The 10,296-nt window shown below is 65.2% G+C and carries 8 protein-coding genes; 6 read left to right on the forward strand and 2 right to left on the reverse strand.

The genetic code is table 11. The annotated features are described in order from the left end of the window. Positions 1-1,270 (forward strand): glycosyltransferase family 2 protein (locus EN738_RS23680; RefSeq protein WP_145966912.1); only part of this gene is annotated, 1,270 nt, incomplete at its 5' end. Positions 1,271-1,300: 30 nt separating this feature from the next. Here EN738_RS23680 and EN738_RS23685 read toward each other — a convergent pair. Continuing rightward, the gene (locus EN738_RS23685; protein WP_127285825.1) at positions 1,301-1,612 is read right to left on the reverse strand and encodes an Hpt domain-containing protein; all 312 of its coding nucleotides are present in this window, start codon (positions 1,610-1,612) and stop codon (positions 1,301-1,303) included. Between the two features lie 174 nt (positions 1,613-1,786). Here EN738_RS23685 and EN738_RS23690 point away from each other — a divergent pair, with 174 nt between their 5' ends. Further along, entirely contained in the window at positions 1,787-5,161 is a 3,375-nt protein-coding gene (locus EN738_RS23690; protein WP_127285819.1) for an AAA family ATPase, read from the forward strand. A gap of 115 nt (positions 5,162-5,276) precedes the next feature. Here the strand turns inward: EN738_RS23690 and EN738_RS23695 are convergent, their stop codons facing one another. Further along, positions 5,277-5,924: a TetR/AcrR family transcriptional regulator gene (locus EN738_RS23695; RefSeq protein ID WP_127285820.1), complete on the reverse strand. Its 648-nt coding sequence runs from the start codon at positions 5,922-5,924 to the stop codon at positions 5,277-5,279. A gap of 200 nt (positions 5,925-6,124) precedes the next feature. On the opposite strand from EN738_RS23695, the gene EN738_RS23705 reads away from it, so the two are divergent. The 4 genes from EN738_RS23705 to EN738_RS23720 all read left to right on the forward strand — a co-directional run bounded on the left by EN738_RS23705 (position 6,125) and on the right by EN738_RS23720 (position 10,162). After that, complete coding sequence (locus tag EN738_RS23705; protein WP_127285821.1) at positions 6,125-7,018, forward strand: NAD(P)/FAD-dependent oxidoreductase; 894 nt, start codon at positions 6,125-6,127, stop codon at positions 7,016-7,018. Positions 7,019-7,180: 162 nt separating this feature from the next. Continuing rightward, a complete protein-coding gene (locus EN738_RS23710) occupies positions 7,181-7,468 on the forward strand; it encodes a hypothetical protein (RefSeq protein WP_127285822.1) in 288 nt (95 codons plus the stop codon). A gap of 343 nt (positions 7,469-7,811) precedes the next feature. Next, positions 7,812-8,855 (forward strand): LacI family DNA-binding transcriptional regulator, encoded by a 1,044-nt coding sequence (locus tag EN738_RS23715; protein WP_127285823.1) that lies wholly within the window; start codon positions 7,812-7,814, stop codon positions 8,853-8,855. A 65-nt stretch (positions 8,856-8,920) separates the two neighbouring features. Beyond that, positions 8,921-10,162 carry a sugar ABC transporter substrate-binding protein gene (locus EN738_RS23720; protein ID WP_127285824.1) on the forward strand — a complete coding sequence of 414 codons (1,242 nt, stop codon included), beginning with the start codon at positions 8,921-8,923 and terminating at the stop codon, positions 10,160-10,162. The last annotated feature ends 134 nt before the right edge of the window (positions 10,163-10,296 follow it).

Raw genomic sequence — 10,296 nt, forward strand, 5'->3', positions numbered from 1 at the left:
GCTCTGGCACCGCTACGGCGACGTCGCGCCGCCGATCGCGCTTTTGGTGCCCGCCTACAACGAGGCACTGAACGTGGTCGAGAGCGTCCATTCCATGCTGGCGCTCGAATATCCGAATTTCGAGGTGATCGTCATCAACGACGGCTCGAAGGACGACACGCTGCAGCGCCTGATCGACGCCTTCAGGCTGGTGAAGTTCCACCGGCCCTACGAGGAGGAACTGGCGCACCAGCCGATCCGCGGCCTCTATTCCTCGCCGATGACCGAGCGGCTGTTCGTGGTCGACAAGGAGAATGGCGGCAAGGCCGACGCCCAGAACGCTGGCATCAATGTCTGCCGCGCGCCGGTCTTCTGCGTCATCGACGGCGATTCCATCCTCGAGCCCGACGCGCTGATGCGCGCCGCGCAGCCCTTCATCGACGACCCCGAGCGCACCATCGCGGTCGGTGGCACCATTCGCATCGCCAATGGCTCGACGATCGAGGCGGGCAGGGTGCGCGAGGTGCACCTGCCGTGGCGCCTGCTGCCGCTGTTGCAGGTGGTCGAATATCTGCGCGCCTTCCTGATAGCCAGGCTGGCCTGGAGCCGCATCAACACGCTGATGCTGGTCTCCGGCGCCTTCGGCATGTTCCGCCGCGCCGAAGTGGTGGCGGTCGGCGGCTTCACCAAGGGCTCGATGGGCGAGGACCTCGACCTCGTCATCAAGCTGCACCGCCACATGCGCGATACCAAGCGCAAATACCGCATCCAGTTCGTCCCCGAGCCGGTGTGCTGGACCGAGGCGCCGGAGACGCTGAGCGTGCTGGCCAGGCAGCGCACGCGCTGGCAGCGCGGCGCGCTCGAATGCTTCTTCCGCTACCGTTCGATGCTGTTCAACCCGCGCTATGGCCGCGTCGGCTTCCTCGGCTTCGGCCACATACTGATCGTCGACGTGCTAGGCCCGGTGGCCGAGGTGCTGGGCTATGTCCTGATCCCGGCCTTCTGGCTGCTCGGCATCCTGTCGGGCGAATATCTGCTCGCCTTCACCTCGCTGGTCTTCACCTACGGCGTCTGCGTCAGCGTCTGCTCGCTGGTGCTGGAAGAGGCCGAACTGCAGCGCTTTCCCCGCGCCAGGGATTTGGCGGTGCTGACGGCGGTCGCCGTGATCGAGAATTTCGGCTACCGCCAGCTCAACAATTTCTGGCGCGTCAAAGGCTGGTGGCAGTTCCTGCGCGGCAACCAGGGCTGGGGCGAGATGACCCGGACCGGCCTCGGCGGCGCCAAGAAATAGGCGCGGCTGGGCGGCGCACAACCGGCCGCGTCATTGCAATGTGCGCTCGACCTCCGCGATCAGCGCATCGAGCGCCGCGCCAACCGCCCCGCCATCCGCCTGCTCGGTGAGCAGCGTCTCCAGCGCCGATGCCTTGGCGCTGATCTCCGGAAAGCCGAACGTGCCGGCCGCGCCCGCCAGCGAGTGCGCGAGCCGGATCAGCGGATCGTTGCCGGGCAGGGGAGTCTCACGTGCGACCTTCAGCTCGGTGAGCTGATCGGCACAGCGGGCGAGGAAGCGCTGGCGGAGGGGAGCGAAGGGATCGGTGGAAATGGGGGTACTCCGCGGCTGGGTGAGGGGTATTCAAGCAGAAAGCGGGGTGGGTTGGAATGGCGGGCTGGGGCTGCTCATCGCTGTGGCCTGGCTCAGGCGGCATGATGCCCGGATTTGAGCCAACCGGTCGTTCAAAACCTGCTCCTAGACAGGCTGTCTCCCCTGGTGGATCATGCGGTGGGTGGGCAAGTTAGGGGCGCCGCCATGGACGTCGGAGGTTGGCTGCGGAGGCTTGACCTCGAACAGTATGAGGACGCCTTCCGCGAGAATAAGATCGACGAGACGATCCTGCCGATATTGACGGCCGAGGATTTGAAGGATCTTGGCGTCGGATTTGTCGGACACCGTCGTAAGCTGCTCGATGCCATCGCAGCCTTGCGCGCTCAAGCAGGCGCACCGCCGCCGCTTTTGTCCGATGCGCCTCTGGCAATCGATAAAGCCGCGAAGGACACCGCCGAGCGCCGCCAGGTCACCGTGATGTTCTCGGACCTTGTCGGCTCGACGGCACTCTCCGCGCAAATGGACCCTGAGGATTTGCGGGAGGTGATTGCGGCCTATCAGAAGTGCGTTGCGGAGGCCGTGCGTCGCTTTGGCGGGTTTGTGGCCAAATACATGGGCGACGGCGTGCTGGTGTATTTTGGCTATCCAAAGGCGCATGAGGACGACGCAGAGCGAGCCGTGCGGGCCGGGCTGGCGGTCGTTGATTCGATCGCAGGGCTCGCGACCCCGGCACAAGGCGCGCTTGCGGTGCGCGTCGGCATCGCTACGGGGCTGGTGGTGGTGGGCGATCTCATCGGCGAAGGAGCGGCGAAGGAGGAAGCGGTGGTCGGCGAGTCGCCGAACCTGGCGGCGCGCCTGCAGGCCCTGGCGGCGCCCGGCGAGATCGTGATCCCGCTCGCGACGCGCCGACTGCTCGGCGGGCTGTTCGAGTTCGCCGACCTGGGCTTCCACGAGCTGAAGGGGTTCGACGCCCCGATCCGCGCGTGGCGAGTGCTTCGCGAGAGTGCCGCCGAGACCCGGTTCGAAGCGCGCGCGACGAGCGGCCTCGCCCCCACGGTCGGGCGCGAGCACGAGCTTGCCCTGCTCGCGGAACTCTGGAGCAAGGCCGCGTCCGGCGAAGGGCAGGTGGTCCTGCTCTCCGGTGAGCCCGGCATCGGCAAGTCGCACCTGATTCAGGCGCTCCGCGAGCGTCTGCGCGACCGGCCGCACATCCGCATCCGCTGCCAGTGCTCGCCGTTCCACGCAAACAGCGCCCTTCGCCCGTCGATCGCCCAGCTCACCCGCGCGGCTGGCTTCCACCCAGACGATCCGCCGAGCGTAAAACTCGACAAGCTGGAGCGCCTCCTGGCGCGGTCCACAGACAAGGTCCGGGACGACGCCCCTTTGTTGTCGGCGTTTCTTTCGCTCCCGGTGGGCAGCCGCTACGCACCCCTGAACCTCAGCCCCCAGCGCCAGAAGGAGCTCACCCTCGAGGCGCTGATCCGGCAGCTTGTTGGCCTGGCGGCCCGCCAGCCCGTGCTGTTGGTTTTCGAGGATATCCACTGGATTGATCCAACGTCGCTGGAGCTTCTCGACCGATTGGTCCCGCAGATCCCCCGCCTTTCAGTCTTGGCGATCTTCAGTTTCCGCCCTGAGTTCGAGCCGCGGTGGATCGACCACCCGCGGGTCACCTCGCTCGCGCTGAACCGCCTGAGCCGCCGGCAGGGTGCCGCCCTGGTGCAGCGGTTGACCGGTGGCAAGGCGCTGCCGGGCGGGTTGCTCGAGCAGATGGTGGCCAAGACAGACGGTGTCCCCCTGTTCCTCGAGGAGGTGACCAAGGCGGTCATCGAATCCGACGTGTTGACCGATGAAGGCGACCGCTACGCGCTCTCGGGCCCGCTGCCACCGTTGGCGATCCCTGCAACCCTGCAGGATTCTCTGGTGGCGCGGCTCGATCGGCTGGTGATGCCGGCGCGCGAGGTCGCGCAGATTGGCGCCGCCATCGGCCGCGAATTCTCTTATGAGCTGCTGGCGGCTGTCGCGCAGCGCGAGGAACGGGAACTGCAGGGCGCCCTCGACCAGCTCATCAGCGCCGAGCTCGTGATCGCTCGCGGCCGGCCGCCGCACGCGACGTGCATCTTCAAGCACGCATTGGTGGGAGATGCCGCCTATGCCACCTTGCTGCGCAGTCGCCGCCAGCAACTGCACACCCGGATCGCCCACGCGCTCGAGCAGCACTTCGGAGAGGTCGTCGAACACGAGCCGGAGATCGTGGCTCAGCACTATACGGCTGCAGGCCTCTCGCTTCAGGCCATCGGCTACTGGCAGCGCGCGGGAGAGAGCGCCAACCACCGTTCGGCCAACGATGAGGCCCAGAGCCATCTGCAGAAAGCGCTGAACCTGATCGAAACGCTCCCTGCGGGCCCGGAGCGCCAGCGGCGCGAGCTCGCAGCGCTAACGGTGCTTGGCCGCGTGCTCGCCGCCAAGAGTGGCTACGCAAATCCCGAGGTCGAGCAGGTCTATTCTCGCGCGCGCCGCCTTTGCGAGCTGATGCCGGAAGATGCGGATCTCTTCCCGGTTCTGCTCGGCCTGGCCATCTACTCGGCCACGCGCGCCGAACTGACGTCGGCGCACGAGCTGAGCGGACGGCTGCTCGACCTTGCCCGGCAGAGTAACGATCCCGTGTGGGTGGTCGAAGCCCATTATGCCCGGGGGGTCGGCTTTTCCTGGCGCGGCGCCTTCAGGGAGGCACGCAAACATCTGGAGCTGGCCTCCGAATCGTATCGCCCACAGCGACATCGAGCCCATCTCGCCCTCTACGGCCAGGATCCCGGACCGATTTGCCTGTGTCGTGGGTCGGCGGTGCTTTGGCAACTCGGCTACCCCGACCAGGCGCTGGCCCGGATGGAAGACGCTCTTGCCTTGGCCGAGCGATTGGCGCACCCCTTCAGCCGCGCTTACGTGCTGACATGGGCAGCGTGGTTGCGAATATTCCGGCGCGAGGTGGCCGAAGCCGAGGAGCAAAACGAACGTGCGCTCACCTTCGCGACCGAGCAGGCGTATCCCTTTTGGACCGCCATGGCCGCCCAGCAGAAGGGATGGCTCTCGGCGAAGCAGGGCCATAAGGAGCGGGCGATCGCCCAGATCGAGGATAGCCTGGCCCGGATGCAGGCCGTCGGAACGCAGGTGACGCAGGCGTACACGATGGGACTGCTCGGCGAGGTGCTAGGCAGCGTCAATCGCGCGTCCGACGGCGTGCGCCTGATCGATCGGGCCCTCGACCAGGTGAACCGGACCCGCGAGCAGTGGTGCCATGCCGAATTGCTGCGGCTCCGGGGTGCCCTATGCGCTGCCGCGGAACCAGGCGATTGCCGCGAGGCTGAAATCTCGTTCCGCCAGGCGGTCGAACGGTCTCGCGAGCAAGGTGCCAAATCCTGGGAGCTCCGCGCCGCCACATCGCTTGCGCGCCTTTTGGCCGAACAGGGCAAGCGCGCCGAGGCGCATGACCTGCTCGCGCCGACCTACGGCTGGTTCACCGAGGGCTTCGACACGCTCGATCTGAAAGAGGCCAAGACCTTGCTCGACAAGCTTGGGGCATGATCACATGCCAGCCATGCAATGTCCGGTGCCGGCGCATTCCGGACACCGATCTCGCGCTGAGTCAGTGCACGCGTTCAAAATATCAAGCGAGTAGTCCATCGCGGCCTCGTCCCGGCTATCCGCCCGCGTGTTCGTTGCGACCGTGAGCCGCGATGAACATGGCGACAGCCGACCGGCAATAGGATTCGATTTCGTCATCGTCCTCTGCTCTCGCCTCATCAAAGCGTGCAATAATTAGAAGATCGGAGCCTTTGAAAAGTGCGGCAAACAAGCGGGCGGACAGGAGAGGATCGGGCACGTTGAGCACCGCCTTCGCGTGCAACTGACGTAACAGGGTCTCGATTTGGGCGACGATATGGGCGGGGCCGGCTTCGTAATGGACTTTGCTCAACGACTTTTGGTTCGGTGTGTCGGCCATGACCATGGCTTCGACGTTGCGGACGTCTGGGCGCAGCAGCGTGCGAAGCAGCGATGATCCCACCGCCATAAGCTGATCCTCGGCCGAGCCATCGACGCCTTCAAAAAGCGCCTGTGGGATTAACTGCTGACAGCGGGCCGCAAAGGCCGCGCCAAACAGCGCCTCTTTGTTCTCGAAGTGCTTGTAAATGCTGAGCTTCGATATCTTCGCTCGCTGGGCGACCTTGTCCAAGGTCGTCGCTTGAAAACCCAATTCTGCAAAGAGTTCGCCTGCGGTGTCGACAATGGTTTGGCCAAGCGCCTCATTGGCGGGCCGGCCACGCCGGCCTCGACTATTTTCGGTCATCTCAATTACGGTCCTTGACAGTATCGTTATTCATGAATTACGATACTACGCAGTTTCAGAAATTCCAAGAGTGGATTTTATCGTGTCCTCCAAATCAGGATTGCCTTGGCCGCCCACCGATATCGAATGCGCATCGCTGGACGATTCTGCGCGCCAGGCTCAGCCCCACCCGCTTCATCCGCAACACGGAGCCCATCACCATGGATGACGTCATCATTATCGGCGGCAGCTTTGCTGGCCTTGCCGCCGCCCTGCAACTCGGCCGTGCCCGCCGCAAGGTCACCGTTCTCGACACTGGCCTGCCGCGCAACCGCTTCGCCGGCCACTCGCATGGTATGCTTGGTCACGATCACAAGCCGCCGCTGGACATCCTGGCCGAGGCGCGCCGGCAGTTGGCGCGTTATCCTGCGATCAGTCTGGTCAACGCTCGGGCCGACAAAGTCTCCGGCGGCATCGACGATTTCTCCGTCCTCACGGGCGATGGCGAAAGCCTTGGGGCGCGTCGGCTGATCCTGAGCTATGGCATCACGGACCAGATGCCCGATGTGCCGGGGTTTGCCGAAAGCTGGGGCACGTCCATCGTGCCCTGTCCCTATTGCGACGGCTTTGAAGTCGCCGGCCAGCATTGGGGCCTCGTCTGGTCCGGCCCGCAGTCGCACAATCAGGTCAGGCTGTTCCACGATTGGACTGACAGGTTGACGGTCTTCTCCGATGGCCACGACATCCCGGCCGATATCCGGGCCGATCTGGAACGTCGCAACACGCCTGTCTTCGATGGCCGGATCACTGAAATCACCCGTCACGGCGGCCGTAATCCCACCCTCAAGCTCGATTCCGGCCGTGATGTCGCTGTCGACATTCTGTTCGCGCATCCGCGCAACAAGCCGTCCGCCGGCCTGCATGAATCACTGGGCCTCGCCACGGCCGCCACGCCCCTTGGCATCGTCCTCAAGGTTGATGAGCGCCGCGAAACCAGCATGCCCGGCATCTACGCCGCGGGCGACCTCACTAACCCCATGATCCCCTCGGTCACCACGGCATCGTGGCAAGGCGCGATGGCGGGCATCTTCGCCCAGCAGTCGATGCTGGTTTGAGAGGCGCGCCTGGAATCACCTTGTTGCAAGACATTCAAATTTGAGCTTCCGCGCTCATGCTTTGTCGAGAGTATCTCCTTTAGTCTCCTAGACCTTCTGCGCCGTAAGTTTGGCCGTTTTGCATCGCCGTCGGCGACGATGACGACGAAATAGGAGAACGCAATGACTCGCAGTCACGTTGAACGTCTTGGAGAGTTCAGGGAAATCCTCGTCGCGACCCGACGCGAAGGCGTCCGTAACGTGCACCATACCCGCGACGCAATGCGGGCAAGTGGCTTCCAGATCGGGGACAGCGATGGCTCCAGCTACGGTGCCCAACTGAAGGCGCTCCAGGAGGAAATCGAGGCAGTCGATCGCGCCATCGAAGACGAGAAGCGGCTGGCCTTGACCATCGAGAGCGCGACTCAATCCCGCCGACCGACCAAGCCGAGAATCGTGAAGGGGACGTAGAGCCAGGTACTGGCGCTCAGCGGGGTGGGGTGGAACGTGTGCAGCCGAGCGCAGCGCTTTCCCCGCGCCAGACCATGACCGGCCTCCACGGCGCCAATCGAAAGCGCCCATGACGGGGTTGACCGCTTGTGCCACAGCATTCCTTCAGATTGTGTTGCCGCTGCAACCTGCTAGCGCGGTCCAAAGGACACAAAATCCCCCTTGCCAACCTCCCCACCTTCCCCTAACCTCCCTGTGAGAAAACCTTTTCCCAAATCGCTCCGCGCTCGCTGACCTCACCCGTCATCACCGCGCAGGGCGATAAGAGAAAACCTTTTCCCAACTCAGGGATGCGCCTCGACACATGTCCTCCGACGCCTTGCCAGCGCCAGCCCCGGTCACCCTACGTGAGGTGGCATTGGCCGCCGGCGTCAGCGTGGCGACGGCCTCGAAGGCGCTGAACGGGCAGGGGCGGATGACGGCGGAGACGCGCGAGCGTATCCGCGAGACGGCGCAGCGGCTTGGCTTCCGGCCGAACAGCCTGGCGCAGAGCCTGCTGCGAAAACGCTCCTTCACCGTCGGGCTGCTCACCAACGATACTTACGGCCGCTTCTCGCTGCCGCTGATGGCCGGCGTCTCCGATGCGCTGGTCGATGCCGGCGTCTCGGTCTTCCTGTGCAATGTCGAAGACGATTCGCGCCTTGGCCAGCTCCATGTCGAGGCCATGCTCGACAAGCGCGTCGACGGCATCATCGCCACCGGAAAACGCATCGACCGCCATCTGCCGATCGACCTCTCCAATCTGCGCATTCCGGTGATCTATGCCTTCACCCAGCCCGATCCGGGCTCGGTCGCCTTCGTCTCCGACGATGCCGGCGGCGCGCGGCTGGCGGTCGAGCATTTTTGTGGGCTCGGACGCCGGCGCATCGCCCATGTCAGCGGGCCGGCGAGTTTTGCCGTCGTGCATGAGCGCGCGCGTGCCTATCGCGAGGTGCTGGCCGAGCACGGCCTGCCGGTGGCCGAACCGCTGCTCGGCGCCTGGTCGGAAGGCTGGGGGCATGAGGCCGTCGCAAAGCTCTTCGACGGCAAGGCGGGCAGGGGCGAGATGCCCGACGCCGTCTTCTGCGGCAACGACCAGATCGCGCGCGGCGTCATCGATGCGCTGCGCGAGCGCGGCATCGGCGTGCCCGAGGATGTCGGCGTCATCGGCTTCGACAATTGGGAGATCGTGGCCGAGGCGACGCGCCCGCCGCTGACCTCGGTCGACATGAACCTGGCCACGCTCGGCCGCGAGGCCGGGCTCGCTCTGCTTTCGCTCGTCGGCGGCCAGGCGGCCGCGCCGGGCATTCGAAAACTGCCGTGCCGGCTGGTGGTGCGTCAGTCATGCGGCCGCCCAGTGGGCGGCTAGGAGAACGCGCGGCGCGATCTGGGAGAGCGCCGCAATAGGGAGGAGAACCAATGAGGAGGAGAACCATGAAGACCATGATTGCCGGGCTCGCGCTCGCCGCGAGCATCTTTGCTCTGCCTGCTTTCGCCGCCGACACCGCCAACATCTGGGTGCGCGCCGACGGCTCGAACTTCATGCCGCGCATCGTCGATGCCTTCAACAAGGGCCACGAGAACCAGATCAAGCTCGACATCATCCCCAATGCCGAGATCATCCCGAAATACGGGGCGGCCGCCGCCGGCGGCACCGCGCCCGACGCGCTCTCGCTCGATCTCATCTACACGCCGTCCTTCTCGGCCGCCGGCCAGCTCGAGGACATCACCGACTGGGCGAAGTCGCTGCCCTATTTCGCCAGCCTGTCGCCGGCGCATGTCAAGACCGGCACCTACAAGGGCCGCATCTACGGCCTGCCGTTCTCTGCCGATAGCTCGGTGCTGATCTGGAACAAGAAGCTGTTCAAACAGGCCGGGCTCGATCCGGAAAAGGGCCCGACCAACTGGGCCGAGATCGAGGCCGACGCCGAGAAGGTCAACGCGCTCGGCGGCGACATCAAGGGCTTCTATTTCTCCGGCAATTGCGGCGGCTGCAACATCTTCACCTTCACGCCGCTGATCTGGGCTTCGGGCGGCGACATCCTCTCCGAGGACGGCTCCAAGGCGACGCTGGACAGCCCGCAGCTGCGCGGCGCCATCGACCTCTACCGTTCGATGGTCAAGAAGGATCTGGTGCCAGCCGGCGCGCAGACCGACACGGGCGCCAATTTCTTCGCCGCCTTCGCCGCCGGCAACATCGGCATCTCGCCGTCCGGCGCCTTCGCCATCGGCGCGCTCAACACGCAGTACCCGAATGTCGATTACGGCGTCACCTTCCTGCCTGGCAAGGATGGCGGCTGGTCGTCCTTCGCCGGCGGCGACAATTTCGTCGTCACCAAGGGCACCAAGAAGCTCGCCGTGGTGAAGGAATTTCTGGACTTCGCCTATTCGCTCGAAGGCCAGACGCTGCTCGCCAAATACGGCAGCCTGCCGGTGCGTGGCGACATCGCCAAGGAGGCGCTGAAGGATCTCGATCCGCGCTACCAGATCGCCGCCGAGGCGATGGCCAAGGGCCGTACGCCCTATACGGTGGTGTTCAACGACCTGATCAACTCCGCCAACGGTCCGTGGACGCAGATGGTCAACGAGGTCTTCTTCGGCGACGATGTCGACGGCGCGATTTCGAATGCGCAGGATACCATGCAGTCGATCATCGACCAGGCGCCGCAGAAGTAGCGCCGCCCTTAACCTCCCCCTTGAGGGGAGGTCGGACCCGAAGGGTCCGGGTGGGGTCGCCCCGGCAGTGCTCGACGCTATCTCCCCGTCGGCGCGCGTCGCGGCGGACCCCACCCCCGGCCTTCGGCCGGACC

The sequence above is a fragment of the Mesorhizobium sp. M4B.F.Ca.ET.017.02.2.1 genome, from assembly GCF_003998955.1.
Taxonomy (GTDB): domain Bacteria; phylum Pseudomonadota; class Alphaproteobacteria; order Rhizobiales; family Rhizobiaceae; genus Mesorhizobium; species Mesorhizobium abyssinicae.

Bases quoted from the DNA above. Each gene is read 5' to 3' on its own strand.
- EN738_RS23690 (WP_127285819.1), top strand. From the start codon at position 1,787: ATGGACGTCGGAGGTTGGCTGCGGAGGCTTGACCTCGAACAGTATGAG.
- EN738_RS23695 (WP_127285820.1), bottom strand. From the start codon at position 5,924: ATGACCGAAAATAGTCGAGGCCGGCGTGGCCGGCCCGCCAATGAGGCG.
- EN738_RS23705 (WP_127285821.1), top strand. From the start codon at position 6,125: ATGGATGACGTCATCATTATCGGCGGCAGCTTTGCTGGCCTTGCCGCC.
- EN738_RS23710 (WP_127285822.1), top strand. From the start codon at position 7,181: ATGACTCGCAGTCACGTTGAACGTCTTGGAGAGTTCAGGGAAATCCTC.
- EN738_RS23715 (WP_127285823.1), top strand. From the start codon at position 7,812: ATGTCCTCCGACGCCTTGCCAGCGCCAGCCCCGGTCACCCTACGTGAG.
- EN738_RS23720 (WP_127285824.1), top strand. From the start codon at position 8,921: ATGAAGACCATGATTGCCGGGCTCGCGCTCGCCGCGAGCATCTTTGCT.